The 14,934-nt window shown below is 53.0% G+C and carries 17 protein-coding genes and 1 pseudogene; all 18 read left to right on the top strand.

From position 1 onward, the window contains the following. The first annotated feature begins 16 nt into the window (after positions 1-16). The 18 genes and pseudogenes from AC3EMD_RS13915 to AC3EMD_RS13830 all read left to right on the top strand — a co-directional run bounded on the left by AC3EMD_RS13915 (position 17) and on the right by AC3EMD_RS13830 (position 14,876). The gene (locus AC3EMD_RS13915) at positions 17-781 is read left to right on the top strand and encodes a DUF6651 domain-containing protein (protein WP_023282506.1); all 765 of its coding nucleotides are present in this window, start codon (positions 17-19) and stop codon (positions 779-781) included. 88 nt (positions 782-869) lie between these two features. Further along, positions 870-2,006 carry a major capsid protein gene (locus AC3EMD_RS13910; protein ID WP_004184463.1) on the top strand — a complete coding sequence of 379 codons (1,137 nt, stop codon included), beginning with the start codon at positions 870-872 and terminating at the stop codon, positions 2,004-2,006. 39 nt (positions 2,007-2,045) lie between these two features. Continuing rightward, the gene (locus AC3EMD_RS13905) at positions 2,046-2,258 is read left to right on the top strand and encodes a hypothetical protein (RefSeq protein WP_016160819.1); all 213 of its coding nucleotides are present in this window, start codon (positions 2,046-2,048) and stop codon (positions 2,256-2,258) included. Positions 2,259-2,261: 3 nt separating this feature from the next. Next, on the top strand, positions 2,262-2,672 hold the full coding sequence (locus AC3EMD_RS13900) for a hypothetical protein (RefSeq protein ID WP_046881234.1): 411 nt from the start codon (positions 2,262-2,264) through the stop codon (positions 2,670-2,672). A 1-nt stretch (position 2,673) separates the two neighbouring features. After that, positions 2,674-2,970, top strand: coding sequence for a hypothetical protein (locus AC3EMD_RS13895; RefSeq protein ID WP_004146199.1), 297 nt, complete (start codon positions 2,674-2,676; stop codon positions 2,968-2,970). Next, positions 2,942-3,325 (top strand): hypothetical protein, encoded by a 384-nt coding sequence (locus tag AC3EMD_RS13890; protein ID WP_012967908.1) that lies wholly within the window; start codon positions 2,942-2,944, stop codon positions 3,323-3,325. The genes AC3EMD_RS13895 and AC3EMD_RS13890 overlap by 29 nt, the downstream gene beginning before the upstream one ends. Position 3,326: 1 nt before the next feature. Continuing rightward, a complete protein-coding gene (locus tag AC3EMD_RS13885; protein ID WP_008807839.1) occupies positions 3,327-3,878 on the top strand; it encodes a hypothetical protein in 552 nt (183 codons plus the stop codon). After that, positions 3,875-4,267 carry a phage tail terminator-like protein gene (locus tag AC3EMD_RS13880; RefSeq protein WP_004121537.1) on the top strand — a complete coding sequence of 131 codons (393 nt, stop codon included), beginning with the start codon at positions 3,875-3,877 and terminating at the stop codon, positions 4,265-4,267. The genes AC3EMD_RS13885 and AC3EMD_RS13880 overlap by 4 nt, the downstream gene beginning before the upstream one ends. Before the next feature lie 23 nt (positions 4,268-4,290). Then, positions 4,291-5,463, top strand: coding sequence for a phage tail tube protein (locus AC3EMD_RS13875; RefSeq protein WP_224229950.1), 1,173 nt, complete (start codon positions 4,291-4,293; stop codon positions 5,461-5,463). Between the two features lie 53 nt (positions 5,464-5,516). Continuing rightward, positions 5,517-5,999: a hypothetical protein gene (locus AC3EMD_RS13870; protein WP_012967912.1), complete on the top strand. Its 483-nt coding sequence runs from the start codon at positions 5,517-5,519 to the stop codon at positions 5,997-5,999. Positions 6,000-6,175: 176 nt separating this feature from the next. Next, a complete protein-coding gene (locus AC3EMD_RS13865) occupies positions 6,176-6,334 on the top strand; it encodes a hypothetical protein (protein ID WP_224230122.1) in 159 nt (52 codons plus the stop codon). 88 nt (positions 6,335-6,422) lie between these two features. Beyond that, positions 6,423-6,755: pseudogene (locus tag AC3EMD_RS13860) on the top strand (zinc ribbon domain-containing protein); the annotation flags it as partial. Positions 6,756-6,865: 110 nt separating this feature from the next. Then, a complete protein-coding gene (locus AC3EMD_RS13855; protein WP_224229949.1) occupies positions 6,866-9,745 on the top strand; it encodes a phage tail length tape measure family protein in 2,880 nt (959 codons plus the stop codon). Positions 9,746-9,828: 83 nt separating this feature from the next. Next, the gene (locus tag AC3EMD_RS13850) at positions 9,829-10,164 is read left to right on the top strand and encodes a hypothetical protein (RefSeq protein ID WP_015958316.1); all 336 of its coding nucleotides are present in this window, start codon (positions 9,829-9,831) and stop codon (positions 10,162-10,164) included. 313 nt (positions 10,165-10,477) lie between these two features. Next, the gene (locus AC3EMD_RS13845) at positions 10,478-10,951 is read left to right on the top strand and encodes a hypothetical protein (protein ID WP_023313121.1); all 474 of its coding nucleotides are present in this window, start codon (positions 10,478-10,480) and stop codon (positions 10,949-10,951) included. Next, entirely contained in the window at positions 10,938-11,420 is a 483-nt protein-coding gene (locus AC3EMD_RS13840) for a DUF1833 family protein (RefSeq protein ID WP_064185521.1), read from the top strand. Before AC3EMD_RS13845 ends, AC3EMD_RS13840 begins: the two co-directional genes overlap by 14 nt. A 10-nt stretch (positions 11,421-11,430) precedes the next feature. Next, entirely contained in the window at positions 11,431-11,811 is a 381-nt protein-coding gene (locus AC3EMD_RS13835; protein WP_039103834.1) for a hypothetical protein, read from the top strand. After that, entirely contained in the window at positions 11,808-14,876 is a 3,069-nt protein-coding gene (locus AC3EMD_RS13830; RefSeq protein WP_302073537.1) for a host specificity factor TipJ family phage tail protein, read from the top strand. Before AC3EMD_RS13835 ends, AC3EMD_RS13830 begins: the two co-directional genes overlap by 4 nt. Positions 14,877-14,934 lie beyond the last annotated feature (58 nt).

The raw sequence follows: 14,934 nt of genomic DNA, 5'->3' as shown, positions 1-14,934 counted from the left end.
CCGAAAAGGTAACCACATGAAACTGAAAACAGTCGAAGTTAACGGCAAAAGCTATGCAGAAGTCGATTCCAGCGGTTTACCCGTCTACGTCCACGATGACGGCCAGGAAGTTGGTTTTGATGCTGTGCAGGCCGTTGGGAAAATCTCCTCTCTGAATGGCGAGGCAAAATCTCATCGTGAAGCCAAAGAAGCCGCTGAAGCCGGTCTGGCTAAGTATGCCAAAATCGGCGATCCGGCAAAGGCGCTCGAAGCGCTGGAGATGATGACTAAAATCGACCAGAAAAAACTGATCGACGCAGGCGCCGTTGATCAGGTTAAAGCGGATATCACCAAATCATTCCAGGCCCAGCTTGATGAAGCTACTCAGCGTGCGACGACCCTTGAAGGCCAGCTTTATCAGGAAATGATCGGCGGCCGGTTCTCTGGCTCGAAATTCATCGCAGATAAAGTAGCAATTCCGGCAGATATGCTTCAGGCGCGGTTCGGTCAGTCCTTCAAAGTCGAGGACGGCAAAGTCGTTGCCTATGATGGCTCTGGCAACAAAATTTATTCCCGCTCGAAGCCGGGCGAACTGGCGGCCTTTGATGAGGCGCTGGAGTTCCTGGTGGAGCAGTACCCACAGAAAGACCACATTCTGAAGGCCAGCGGCAACCAGGGAGGCGGCTCACGGCAGTCTCAGCATTCACTCGGGCAGAAAACGATGAAACGCGATGCGTTTACCAGTTTGAGTCCGACAGATCAGCAATCAACTCTCAAAGACGGTATCACCATCGTCGATTAATTCTTTGCCAGCCGCCGGATGGCTGCTGGTGCCGGAGCTGGATAGCTCAACCAACCCTATTTTTTTAATCTCCAAGGAATCTATACACATGGCTAATACGCTTACCGGGTTGATCCCGACTATCTTCACGGCTCTGGATACCGTATCTCGCGAACAGGTCGGTTTTATCCCGGCTGTATCGCGCAATGCTAAAGCTGATGCGGCGGCGAAGGACCAGACTGTTACTGCGCCGGTTGCGCCACCGGCTACCACTGTTGATATTACCCCGGGGGCTACTGCGCCAAATGACGGCGACCAGACGATCGGCACCGTTGATGTCAAAATCACCAAATCCAAAATGGCCCCGGTCAAATGGAACGGTGAGGAACAACTGGCACTGGGGCCCGCAGGGACATACAACACCATCCTTGCTGATCAGTTTAAGCAGGCTTTTCGCGCGCTGGCTAATGAGATGGATGCAGATCTCGCAGCTCTGTATTTCGCATCCTCCCGTGCTGTCGGTACGGCCGGCACCGCTCCTTTCGGTATTGCAGGCGATTTGTCGGATGCGGCAAATGCGCGCCAGGTTCTCTCTGACAACGGTTCGCCGACAACTGATCTGCAGATGGTTCTCGGTTCTTCGGCTATCGCAAACCTCCGCGGTAAACAGTCTGTTCTGTTCAAAGTAAACGAGTCTGGTACTGATGCGCTTCTGCGCGAAGGTATCGTGGGGCGCCTGGAAGGATTCAATATCCACGAATCCGCGCATGTTAAGAAACGCGCTGCATCTCCGGCTGCCGGATACCTGGTGAATGGAGCAAAAGCTGAAGGCGATATTCTGATTGCCATTGATACCGGCACAGGTGCTTTTGCAGCAGGTGACATCGTGACGTTTGACGGGGACAGCAATAAATACCTTGTTGCTGCTGCGACGGCCACAGCAATCACCCTGGCTGCTCCTGGCTTACGTCAGGCACTGGCCGACAACACCGCTATTACCGCTGGTGGCGCCTACACCGCAAACATGGCGTTTGATCGCAATGCATTCCTGCTTGCATCCCGAACCCCGGCAATGCCTCAGGGCGGCGATACTGCGGATGATGTGATGAACGTTACTGACCCCGTATCTGGCATCACTTACCAGGTAGCACTGTACCGCCAGTATCGCCAGGTGCGTTACGAAGTCGGTTTGTCCTGGGGCGTAGCGGCAGTTAAGTCGGCGCACTCAGCGTTGTTGCTGGGCTGATAAACAGGGGCTTCGGCCCCTTTTTTTAGTGGAGGGCTAATGGCCGGATTAACAAAAGAGCAGCGCGCCCAACGAGCTGCTGAGCAAACTGCGTCTACGCAGGCGGATAACAACGAACCCGTATCGACCACATCGCAGCTGGTGGCGATGGTTACCGATTTCCCGGCATTCCCGGGTGCGCCCAATACCGCCAACGTTCACCCTGATGAAGTGGAGAACTGGAAGGCGCACGGCTGGAAAGAAATGGAGTGATGCATGATCACTTTCATCACCGTTGAAGACGTCAATTCGATTCTCGGCGCCACCTGGACAGATGAAAGCAAAAAAGCCAAATCTGTGCTGATGGCCAATACCTGGATGAATGGACTTAACCTGAAAATGCCGTGCGATAAGGCAACTCACGAAATCATCATTCCTGACGATGTGAAACAAGCTGGCGCCTATGCGGCGCTGTCGGCGGCAAATGGTGGCCTTTATCAGCAGAAAACCGATTCTGGTGTGTTGCTGAGTAAGACGGTAGATGCCGATGATGTCAGCGTTTCAAAGACCTTCGCGGAACTCGCTACCAACAGCTCGGCATTGCTTGATTCCGATCTGCAGCTGGCGCTTGCAATGCTAAAGCCCTATGGCGTTAGTCAGTCTCAGGTACGGCTGGTAAGGGGGTGATATGCAAAACACTGATGTGCATTATGCCGGTGACGGGCTCGGCCCTCGCGATGTGTTTGTGAATGGAAACCCGATCAATTATGTCGTTTACGCAAACCCGGCAAAGGGCGTTGTTGAGTTTGCTCCGCTTCCGCTGAGGGTTAAACGCAACGGCGAAATCTATACCAGGAAACTGCGTGGTAACGTCCTGGTCCTTTTTACTGGCGGATATGTTTCTAACAATATCCCGCTTCAGCGTTTTGGTGAAAAAGGCATAGAGGAGGTAGACCGTGGGTATCCGCGACGAACTCCAAACTGAAGTCGCCGCAGCCTTCGATACAGACCTGCAGGATGCCGTTAAGGATTTCACTGGGTCATACACCGTTCGAGGTGCCTGGGACCCGGTGACGGAAACCGGCACTGAAACGCAGGTGACTTACTCGGGGCGTGGAGTGCTGGCGCGTTATAAACTGCGCCGTATCGATGGCGTTAACATTCTGCATGGTGACGTGAAGCTAACCGCCCTGGTCAATGAGGTGACTGACAAGCCGGCAGTCGGGCATATCATCACCGCACCGGATTCTATTACGGGTGAGCTTCAGCGTTACGAGATCATCACCGCTTCTGCCGACTCTGCTGGCGCTGCGTACTCCATTCAACTGCGGAGGGTGTGATATGGCTAAGGGCTGGAACATTGACCCGGCGGCATTCGCCGGGCTGGTGGCCGAAGATGTCAAACTACGCCAGCGGACAATCGCCATTCAACTGCTGAATGAAATTGTTCAACGGTCGCCGGTAGGAAACCCGGAGCTGTGGGCCATCAACGCGACCGCGGTTCAATACAACAAAGCTGTTGGGGAATGGAACGAATCTCTTTATGCCGATCCTGCTAACCTGACCAAAACCGGAAGGCTCAGGAAGAAAGTCCGGGTTAATGACAGCATGGATATCAGGCGGCCGGCTGAGTATCGCGCAGGAACCTTCAGAGCATCGCATTTTGTCAGCATAGGCGAACCTAATCACTCCGTCCCGACCGAACCGGATCCGCGCGGGACAATGACGTTTCTTAATGGCAAAAATATCATCGACCAGGCGCCAGCCTACTCGGTGATTTACATCCAGTCGAACCTGCCTTACTCCGTGCCTCTGGAGAATGGCCACTCAACGCAGGCGCCGACAGGCGTCTATGCCGTCTCGTTTAATGGTGTGATTCAGGCCTACAAATGACTCTCACAGAAATCAGAAACGCTGCCATTTCCCGAATGGCGGCACAGACCGCTATTGCCTCTGATGCGGTGGATTATCCCAATGGTCCGGTATTTGACCCCGGCGGCCGCGATATCTGGGCCCGCCTCACCAACATTGCAGGACAGGCTGGCGCAACCGAGATCGGGGACGGGCCGGTCGTCCACAGGACGGGCTTACTCATCATTCAGCTGTTTGTACCGGTCGGTTCCGGGACGTTGCTTATCTCCCGAACGGCCGATCAGCTAACGGAGCTATTCGAGTTTAAGGACGACGGGAAGCTGAGTTATTTCGCCGTTTCTGCTGTGCCGGCAGGTGAGACCGATGGCTGGTTACAGCTCAATCTTCAAATTCCTTATCGCGCTCTGTAGCGCACAAAAAACAGGAGGCTCCTGTGAGCTCAGGTGCAAAAGTAGTAGCCGCGTTTATTCGTGAGACAACGCCAGGTATCACGCCAACAGCAGGGGCGTGGAACCTGCTGCGGCGTTCTTCATTTGGTCTGAAACCAACGCAGAACACCAACGACAATGACGAAATCGCTGGTGACCGCATGGCGCAGGGCGTTTCACGTGGCACAGTGGATGTCGGCGGCGATGTCGGCACACGGTTTCGCTGGAATCAGCATGACGATTTTCTTGCCAGCTGTTTCGGTACCGAATGGGTAAATAACGTGCTGACGATGGGTAATGGTCGCATTACGTTCTCCGTGGCGACTTTTGCCAGTGATGTGGGGATTGCCCATATTGCCCGCGGTTGCCAGGTTGGCACCTTCCAGATGGAAATCCCGGCCGATGGTGATATCACTGCAACCATTACGTTTGCAGGGCTGGACTGGGAGACGAAAGGGGACGATACCAGCTATTTCACCACTCCGGTGGATTTAGCGGGGGCGCTGCGTTACTCCTTCAAAGAGGTCACGAACATCCGGCTAAATGGTGTTGATGGCGGGACAGGCTTCTGCGTCGACACCTTTAACATTCAGTTCAACAACAATATGCAGACTCAGCGCTGCATCGGTACCGGTTCGGCGTTCGCCGGCGCAAACATTCCGACAACCTTTACCCCGTCAGGTCAAATCACGCTGTCATGGTCAAAGGCTGCCTGGGAGGTTTACAAAAAAACGTTCACCGGCGAAACGGTGCCGTTTAGCTTCACGCTGGAGAATGCTGAAGGCGCCTATACCTTCGATTTCCCGGAAGTGCAGATCTCCGGCGACTGGCCGGATGCGGGGAGCACTGACATTGTTCAGGTTCAACTGGATATCACCGCGGCCAATACGCCGCCGACGATTACGCGCGTGCCTAAAGTGCCGGCGACGGCAATCAGTGTTGCGCCAGCCACTTCAACTGGGGCCGTGGGATCTACTGTGACGTTAACCGCCACGCTTACGCCAGCTGATTCAACTGATACCGTCCAGTGGACGTCATCGGATCCGACTATCGCCAGCGTGGTTTCTACCGGGCAGAAAACAGCGAAAGTCACACGTAACGCAGCCGGTACTGCAACCATCACTGGTAAGGCCCTCACCTTTACGGCAACGTCTGAAATCATCGTTACCGCGCCTTAATTTACCTGGCCCGTTCTGCAGTCATCGCGGCTCGGGCTTTTTTGGGAGTCTTTATGCTGATTATTTCTTCTCAAATTGATTTGAACGGAGAACGCTGGTTTTTCCCTTACAAAAAGCCAGCAGGAAGTAAAAAGAAATTCACGCCTGAAGACGAGGCGCTATTTAAACTCCGTCTGCTGGTGGCCAGTAGCGAGAATCCACAATACCGCTCACGCAATGCGCTGGTGCGGCGCCATATCGACAAAATGGACGCGAGCTACCAGGTCGGTACGGATGCTTTCGATCTCGCCAGTGTGGGCGAGATTGACTCGGTTGATGATCTTCTCATCGACAATTGCGCGCGCTTTCTTCTGAAAGATTGGGAAGGCGTGGGGGAGTTGGTGGATGGTACGGAGACGGCGGTAGCGTATACACCGGAGCGTGGTGTTGCGTTACTGAAGCAAAACCCCTCTCTGTACTGGCTTATTCTGGCTGAGGCGGCGGCCATTGCTCAGGGTAAGGAGCAGCAGACTCAGGAAACCGTAAAAAAGCCATAGAGGCCCAAAAGTGGCTAAAGGAATTCGCCGGCGAACAGGGTGAGAAAGCAAAGTGGCGCAGGGAGAAGCTAAATCTCCCGCCCATTCCAGAGCCTGAAATCGATGCAGTCACTGGGGAGATCCTCAACGCTTACGCCATGATATCGCGCGGCAGGAAATATGCCGGAATGGCCGGAGTGCCACTCCCTCTATCCCTGAACGATATTGAGCTTTACCTGGCATCGCGCACCATCCTGATCGACCGCATTGAGTTTGACGCAGCGATACTGGCTCTCGATGATGCCTGGAGGGCTGAGTGGGCCGAAGAGCAAAAAAGGCGGGCGATAGTGAAGTAGTCATATCATTGTCTACATTTATTCCTGTGCTAACCTGTGTGCAAATGTTAATGATGGGGATGGGGAAGTGGAACCGCTTTTAGGTTTTATGCTTTTTGGGCTAGCAGTTATTGTTGTAGCAGTTATTGCTGCAAAACGAAATGGGTTAGGTATTGCGTTCCTTTACCTTATTGGTATGTGCGCTATAGGCTTCGGCTTGGTCGTTTTAGCATCAAACATCACAAATGGAAACGGCGTGATCGCTGGTTTTACTGCATTTATTGCGCCGATTCTTGGTCTTCTTATTGTCTTATCATCGTCTACCTCTGAACGCCGAGCAGTGCTTAATGGTGAGTCTGGTGAGTATAAAAAATGTCCTTTCTGCGCCGAGCCTATCCGCAAAGAGGCCATTAAATGTAAACACTGTGGAAGTGATATTAAACAGACCTGAGTATTACCAGTGAACCCGTTTCGATAATATAACTATCAAAATATTATATTCGTAAAAAAACCTCGCTACGGCGGGGTTTTTTATTGCCCGGAGATAGCTAAATGACAGAACAAACCTCCCGCCTGGCCATTGTGATTGATAGCTCCGGGGCAGAGAAGCAGGCTGACAATCTCGCAACTGCACTGGTAAAAATGACGCAGGCAGGCGAACGTGCTGCCACCAGTGCAGGGAAAGTGACAAAGGCTACTGATGAAGAAAAACAGTCTCTTTCTGAACTCTTAGATCGAATTGACCCGGTAAATGCAGCTCTGAATAAACTGGATAAACAACAGCAAGATCTTGCGAAATTCAAATCAAAGGGGATGGTAGATACCGATACATTCGATCTTTATTCAAAGAAAATCGAGGAAACACGAAACAGGCTAACTGGATTTCGCGACGACCTTGGCAAAACCGGACAATCTGCCGTACAGACTGCCTTTGCCATGCGCATGATCCCGGCGCAGATGACTGACATTATCGTCGGCTTATCTACGGGTCAGTCGCCGTTTATGGTGCTTATGCAGCAGGGCGGGCAGTTGAAAGATATGTTCGGCGGTATTGGCCCCGCGATTAAAGGTGTTGGCGGGTATGTGCTGGGGTTAATTAATCCTGTCACTCTGGCTGCCGCGGCTGTCGGTGTTCTTGGGCTGGCCTATCACAAAGGCTCTCAGGAGCAGGACGAGTTCTATAAGTCATTGACCCTTAGCGGTAATCTGGTTGGTAAAACCACCGGGCAACTAGCAGAAATGGCCGCTCGGGTTTCAGTAGTTGCCAACTCAACTACTGGAGTGACCGCAGCCACACTTAACCAGATAGTTTCATCCGGGAAGGTGGCTGCAGAGTCATTGGAACGAGTAACAACTGCCGTGGTTGAAATCAGTGAAGCCACAGGCATCGCCACTGAAAAGCTGGTGGGTGATTTCAACGACATTGCTGCTGACCCGGTTGCGGCCATTACCAAACTTAACGACCAGTACCACTTTCTGACACTGGCAACCTACAACCAGATTAAAGCACTGCAGGATGAAGGTAATCAGCAGGATGCTGCACGGGTGGCTATTGATGCTTACGCCAATGCCATGCAGCAGCGTGCGAACGATATTCATCAGAATTTGGGGATTCTTGAACGTGCTTGGGACTCGCTTGCTAAAACGGCTAAAGGAGCATGGGATGCCATGCTTGATATTGGTCGCGAGCAAACCGGCACCGAGCGGATCTCTCAAATTCGTAAGGAATTAGATTGGATAGATAAGGCTGCTGGTGGGAAGCTATTTTTTGGTGGAAGAAAGGCTGAGCTCGAAGATGAGCTAAATAATCTGCAATCTCAAATCACAACAGAAGGCGTTTTAACTGAAATAATCAGCAGTCATGACAAAGCCGAACAGCAACGAATTAAAACGCAGCAGGAAGCAGATCGCGTTAACCAGCAATATCTGAGCAATGCGGATAAGCGCAATAAAGCTATTAAGCAGCAAAGCGAGTTCCTGAAGGCAGGTGCAATTACTGCAGAGCAATATGCAAAAAATGTTTCTCGTATTAACGAGATGTACAAAGATCCGAAACCACCCAAGACGCCAAAGGGTAAAGCATATACCGAGGACGCAGCAACCCGGCTGCTTGATCAGATAAACCAGCAGACTGCTGCCATGCAGTCCCAGCTGGATGCCAGTGACAAGCTTAACAGCGCAACCCAGGCGCGAGTTAAGTTCGAACAGCAAATTGCTGACCTCAAGTCTAAAACGCAGCTCACAGCTGACCAGAAATCGATCCTTTCCCGTTCAGATGAAATCCTCCAGGCGTATAAGCAGCAGGAGGCACTGCAAAATTCCGTAAAAACCCTGGACGATTATCGGAAGATGCAGGAACAGGTAAAGACGAAGGATGAGCGGACCAACGATCTGCTTAAAACCCGTCTTGAACTGCTGAAGAAGGCCAAAGCAACCGGGCAACTAAAACCCGGTGAATATGAAAAAACACGGGCAGATATTTATCAAAACACCGATATGCAACTGCCCTCGACGGTTCGTAATGTTGTAGGAAACCTGACACCCACAGGAGGGCGACTCTCTGGAACTTTTGAGGGGATGCAGGGGCAAATCAACGAGTATGACCAAGCTCAGCAAGAGCTCCAGCGCTGGCTGGCAGCTCAGGAGGAAGCTTATGCGAAGGCCGGTGAAATAACTGCCGAGGGTGAGGCCAGAATGACCTCTATTCGTCAGCGTGCAGCGGATGCAAATCAGGTCATAGAGGCTCAGAAAAACACCATCATATCTGCGGCCACGCAGTCCTTGTTTGATAGCACCGCTGAAATCATGCGAACGGGGTTTGGTGAGCAATCGGCAATCTACAAGGTCGCTTTTGCTGCGAGCAAGGCATTCGCTATCGCGGACTCAATGGTGAAAATCCAGCAGGCTATAGCAAGCGGTGCAGTTAGCGCGCCTTATCCGGCCAACATCATCGCTATGGCCTCAATCGCTGCGCAGACTGCCAGTATCGTCTCAAATATCCAGGCTGTTTCAGGTGTTGGCTTCGCCTCTGGCGGTTACACAGGCCCCGGTGGTAAGTATCAGCCAGCGGGTATTGTTCACAAAGGAGAGTACGTCTTCGACCAGGCATCAACGAACCGGATCGGCGTGTCTCAGCTTGAGGCACTTCGAAATGGCCAACCGCTTGATGCAACTCTGGGGCGTACAGGGTTTGGTACTGGTGTTCAGAACGTTAACAGCGATAACCGTAGGCAAACAACTGTACACGCGCCGATTAATCAGGAGTTTCATCTCCAGGGTATTACTCCGGAGCAGTTGAGCGCTACAATCAATCAGAATAATCGACAGCTTTCCAGGCAGTTAAAAGGTGAACTCACAAAGGAGGTTACCATGCCACAAGGAGCTTTTGGCAACGCTCTAAAAGGAAACTATACACGACACGGTCCTAGGTAAGCTAAACTGCATTAGCTGAGACTTGATTAGGTAGGTAAGTCTAACAATCTGAGTAGGTGCAAGAAAACACAAGGATCTTATTAATGGAAGCGTTGTTAACATTTACATTTAAAGACTTTATAGCTTTTATGATTCCTCTTTTTATTGGCGGACTTATCTTCAATAGGAGACGTAAACGTAAGGAGGTCCGAGTGAAGTTTTCATTTCTTTGGCTTGTTTTGATAGTCGGTGGAATTCTTGAAATATGCGATGATATCTACACAACTTATTCCTATAGGCATAATCACTTATATAATAATGATACGCTTACAACCGTGTTTAACTATGATTTTGCAAAAATTGTTTTTTGTGGGGTTTTGATCTTTGTTTCTATTGCGCTTCTTCTTCAGGAGTTGCTTTTAAACAAGCAGTCACATTGACGTATATTGCCTGTCGGCGCATCGCCATTTTTTATTTTGATATGGGGCTGTGCCGAAACAATGTAAGCTCATATTAAAGTCAATAAATTAATATATTGATAATGCTGTTTTTTTTGATTTCCTTTAGCTCTTGAGGTGAGTTGGTAAATATATCGCCTTGTGTGTTTGTTTCGATTTAATAAGATTTTTATCTTCGTTAATCTGAACCAAAAAATCAGAGATTTCTTCGATTCCATCGTGCTTTATTCTGAAATGAATACCCTCCTGAGGTTAATGGTGAAATTTTATTCGAGATACTTTACCGGGAGACTGCATGACTGATATCTACTACCCACATGACAGCCTCCCTATGCCATTACAGGAAGGGTACGGATTCCAGCCTGTCAGCCCGTTAAAACGAACCCAGTTAACCACCGGCCGCGCGCGGCAAAGGCGAGCTTATACTTCCACGCCGACGCAGGCCAGCATCACCTGGTTTATGGAAACCGATGCGCAGGGCCTGGCGTTTGAGTCCTGGTTCCGTGATGCGTTATCTGACGGGGCAGCGTGGTTCATGATGAAGCTGCAGACGCCGGCGGGCATTAAGTTTTACAAATGCCGCTTCACAGATATTTATCAGGGACCGGTGCTGGTGGCCCCGATTTACTGGAAGTACACGGCAACGCTTGAATTATGGGAGCGCCCCCTTGCTCCTGCCCCATGGGGTAATTACCCGGAATGGATCGTCGGCAGCTCACTGCTGGATATTGCGCTGAATAAGGAGTGGCCGAAGCATGACGCAGATTAAACGCCTCTACGCCAGCAGCGGCCCGGAGGTGATCATTGAAACGCTGCAGATCACCATTGGCTCTGATGTTCACTACCTTTGTCAGGGTTACGAGAACATCACGGCAACGACGGAGAACGGCGATACCGTAACGTTTACCGCCTGTGCGATAGACATTGCGCTGCCGGCGCGCAATGTGGACGGTACGCAAGATTTGAAATTTGCCCTGTGCAATATCGATGGTGTTGTGTCCACGGCGATCCGCTATGCCCTGGCTAACAGATTGCCTGCATGGCTGACGTACCGGAGTTATATCTCTACGGATTTAGCAGCGCCTGCGGCAGTGCCGTATACGCTGAAAATCAAGTCGGGCTCCTGGACGGCGACAGAGGTTCAGATCACTGCGGGCTACATGAATATCCTCGATACCGCCTGGCCGCGTTACCGCTACACGCTCCCTGTCTTCCCAGGACTGCGTTATATCAGCTAAGGAATCCATCATGTTTGCACCTGATAAATACCGTTCAGTCACCTGGCTGAAGGGCGGGCGAGTATACCCGCAGCTCGACTGCTTCGGCATTGTGAACGAGATACGCAGCGATTTGGGCTTGCCTCTCTGGCCTGATTTTGCCGGGGTCACGAAAGACGACGGCGGCCTCGATCGGGAGGCGCGTCGAATGATGCTTACTCTGGAGCGCTGCGAACCCTGCGAAGGGGCCGGGGTGGCCTGTTATTCCGGGTCGACTGTCACCCATGTAGGGATCGTAGTCAGTATCGATGGTCTGTTGCATGTGGCGGAATGCAACCCAGGCACGAACGTAACTTTTTTGCCGTTGCCGCGATTTAAGCGGCGCTTTGTTCGCGTGGAGTTCTGGCAATGACCATTCGTTTTTATCCTTCCCGGCTTCCCGGAGAACCACTTGAAACGCATGAGCATGGTGTTACGAGCATTCGCAGCTGGCTGGTTACCAATGTCGAAAACTATACCGACCGGGATGTCCCACCGCTGACCGTTGAGGTTGAGGGTAAGTCAATTCCGCCAGGTGAGTGGGCCACCTGCGTGATTCGCCCTGATAGTGATGTCAGGCTTTATCCGGTTCCATTCGGGCTGGAGGCCGCCACAATCGCGTGGATCGGTATCGGTATCTCCGTTGCCGCTGCAGCCTATTCGCTTGTTTTGATGAGCACCATTGATACGGGCGGCTATACCTCATCCACAGGGCGAAGTCTCGACCTGAATCCGGCGCGGGGCAATACCGCAAAACTCGGTGATGCTATTCGAGAAGTTTTTGGCCGGGTGCGTATCTACCCTGATTATGTGGTCCAGCCTGTGACCCGGTTTGATGCCGCCGATCCTACGAAAATGCGCGTCCAGATGCTGCTGTGTCTCGGTGTCGGTGAACTGATTTATACCACTGGCGATATCAGGGTAGGCAGTACGCCAGCTTCAACGCTGCCGGGTTTAAGCGGCACCTATTTTCCGCCAGGCGCGGACGTTTCCGGCGATGAGCGCAGTGAAAACTGGGTCGACAGTACGGAGGTCGGAGGGACATCATCCGGCACCGGGCTGGACATGGCCCAGACGTCGCCGGACGCAGACGACATTATCGCAGACAGCATGACCGTATCAGGTTCGAGCGTAACGTTTACCGGGCTGGACACGGATGACGGCGATGACGACGACGAGAACGAAAACGCGCTACCGCCCAGCTGGGTCGTTGGCGCAGTGGTCGAACTGAAAGCCCCGGCGAACTACCAGATCACTACGGCGGCTGGATACAGCGTTATCGCAAGCCCGCTGCTGACGGAGATCGCGCCGGTAGTAGGTATGCCGGTAACGCTGGGGTTTAACTCAGTCGATTACGATCTGTTTATCGCGTCATATACCCCCGGCCAGGCTGCAGTGCCCGGCACCGGGGGGAGTGCAGCAAAACTCCAGGCCAGTGCGGCCCCGACCACCTACGATTTTTCGACCAGCTCCAGCACGTTCACGATCACCTGGCAGGGGGTTACCTACCCGGTGTCGCTGGTGGCTAACTACGTCTCGATGTCGGGACTGCTGGCGGCCATCACCGAGGGACTCACTGGCTCCGGCCTGGTTGCACAGGACAACGGCGGCACCGTACTGATAACCGAGTCGGCCAGTCCGTTCGCGGGTGGGGCGATCACGTCCTCTTCGCTGCCTGCAGCTGTTTTCGGTGATGCTCCGGTTTACACCTCCGGCACGGCATCAACCGGCGGCAGCCCGGCGGTAACGGCGAATGTGACGCTTGCCTATAACAGCGCCACGGGAACAGCCTTTTCCGGCATGCCGGAGGGGGTGCAACGGCTTTCACTTGCTCACCGCGGGAATGAGTACCGCATTGTCTCGACCGACGGCACAACGGCGACGGTGGCGCGCCTGGTTAATGGTGCCGTTGATGAGTCATGGCCGGGATTCACCGCCCGGACGATGATCGACTATGAGGCCACTGGTCTTAACGACACGTTGAGCTGGCTGGGGCCGTTCCTGGTTTGCCCTGAAAATGAGACCGTCGATATGTTCGAGGTGAATTTCTCCTTCCCGAACGGCATCTGTGGCTTTGACAGCAAGGGGAAAAAGCGGCTTCGGCATGTTGAGTGGGAGATTCAGTATCGCGTCTACGGTTCCGGATCGGGGTGGGTGAGTCACCAGGGAGAGTATGCGCTTAAAAACGTCAACGGGCTGGGATTCACTGAGCGGATCACCCTCAGCTCACCAGGGCTGGTAGAGGTTCGCTGTCGCCGGCGCAATGAGCAGGGCTCAAACAACGCCAGGGATTCGATGTACTGGCAGGCACTGCGCGGGCGACTACTGACGCGCCCTTCATCCTATCCCGGCGTGTCGCTGATGGCGGTGACCGTTGAGACGGGGGGCAAATTGGCGGCTCAGTCGGACCGCCGCGTAAACGTTGTGGCCACGCGGGCCTATGACTCAGGAACGGCCAGAACCATTTCTGGGGCGCTGCTGCATGTCGGGAACTCGCTGGGACTGGAGATGGATGTCGACACCATCAACGTGCTGGAGTCTGCATACTGGACGCCACGCGGCGAGTATTTCGACTTTGCTACCGGCGACAGTATCTCAGCGCTGGAAATGCTGCAGAAGATAGCCAATGCCGGGAAGTCACGTTTTCTGCTGAGTGATGGCCTGGCGACGGTCAACCGTGAGGGGATTAAGCCCTGGACTGGCGTGATCACTCCGCATGAGATGGTGGAGGAGCTGCAGAGCGGATTTACCGTACCGTCCGACGATGATTTTGATGGCGTCGACGTGACATACATCAACGGGACTACCTGGGCGGAGGAGACCGTTAAATGCCGGACGCCTGATAATCCCACGCCGGTGAAAATCGAGAACTACAAACTCGATGGGGTACTGAATCAGGATCACGCCTACCAGATCGGCATGCGTCGCCTGATGAAATACCTGCAGCAGCGGGTGACGTTTCAGACCACTACCGAGCTGGACGCGCTGTGCTACAACACGGGCGATCGCATTGTGCTCACGGATGATATTCCGGGTAACAACACGATTTCCTGTCTGGTGGAGGCGATGACAACGGCTGGTGGCGTGACAACGTTCACCGTTACGGAGCCGCTGGACTGGTCTTTCGAAAATCCCCGAGCGCTGATCCGCTATCAGGATGGCTCTGCATCCGGGCTGATGGTGGCGAGCAGGGTGGGTGATTTTCAGCTGTCAGTCCCGCACCTGAGCGAGTTTGATGACCCGATGAAGGTTGACCTGTCGTCGGCAACCATCGAGCCGATCCGCCTGGTGTTCTGCGGCTCAACGCGCCACGTCTACGACGCAATTGTAGAGGAGATCGCTCCGCAGTCTGACGGAACCTGCCAGGTCACCGCTAAAGAATACCTCGAATCGTTCTATGCCTACGACGAAGCCACATACCCCGGCGACGTCGCGTAATACCCCATAACAACCCCTAATTAACTCTTTTCGCTCAAACCCTCGTTTGTGCGAAGCC

The sequence above is a fragment of the Klebsiella sp. PK18 genome (assembly GCF_057784655.1).
This window is presented reverse-complemented; position numbering and strand designations above follow the sequence as displayed.

Excerpts from the sequence above, each read along its gene's own strand:
- AC3EMD_RS13915 (WP_023282506.1), top strand. The coding sequence starts at position 17 with ATGAAACTGAAAACAGTCGAAGTTAACGGCAAAAGCTATGCAGAAGTC.
- AC3EMD_RS13910 (WP_004184463.1), top strand. The coding sequence starts at position 870 with ATGGCTAATACGCTTACCGGGTTGATCCCGACTATCTTCACGGCTCTG.
- AC3EMD_RS13905 (WP_016160819.1), top strand. The coding sequence starts at position 2,046 with ATGGCCGGATTAACAAAAGAGCAGCGCGCCCAACGAGCTGCTGAGCAA.
- AC3EMD_RS13900 (WP_046881234.1), top strand. The coding sequence starts at position 2,262 with ATGATCACTTTCATCACCGTTGAAGACGTCAATTCGATTCTCGGCGCC.
- AC3EMD_RS13895 (WP_004146199.1), top strand. The coding sequence starts at position 2,674 with ATGCAAAACACTGATGTGCATTATGCCGGTGACGGGCTCGGCCCTCGC.
- AC3EMD_RS13885 (WP_008807839.1), top strand. The coding sequence starts at position 3,327 with ATGGCTAAGGGCTGGAACATTGACCCGGCGGCATTCGCCGGGCTGGTG.
- AC3EMD_RS13880 (WP_004121537.1), top strand. The coding sequence starts at position 3,875 with ATGACTCTCACAGAAATCAGAAACGCTGCCATTTCCCGAATGGCGGCA.
- AC3EMD_RS13870 (WP_012967912.1), top strand. The coding sequence starts at position 5,517 with ATGCTGATTATTTCTTCTCAAATTGATTTGAACGGAGAACGCTGGTTT.
- AC3EMD_RS13855 (WP_224229949.1), top strand. The coding sequence starts at position 6,866 with ATGACAGAACAAACCTCCCGCCTGGCCATTGTGATTGATAGCTCCGGG.
- AC3EMD_RS13850 (WP_015958316.1), top strand. The coding sequence starts at position 9,829 with ATGGAAGCGTTGTTAACATTTACATTTAAAGACTTTATAGCTTTTATG.
- AC3EMD_RS13845 (WP_023313121.1), top strand. The coding sequence starts at position 10,478 with ATGACTGATATCTACTACCCACATGACAGCCTCCCTATGCCATTACAG.
- AC3EMD_RS13840 (WP_064185521.1), top strand. The coding sequence starts at position 10,938 with ATGACGCAGATTAAACGCCTCTACGCCAGCAGCGGCCCGGAGGTGATC.
- AC3EMD_RS13835 (WP_039103834.1), top strand. The coding sequence starts at position 11,431 with ATGTTTGCACCTGATAAATACCGTTCAGTCACCTGGCTGAAGGGCGGG.
- AC3EMD_RS13830 (WP_302073537.1), top strand. The coding sequence starts at position 11,808 with ATGACCATTCGTTTTTATCCTTCCCGGCTTCCCGGAGAACCACTTGAA.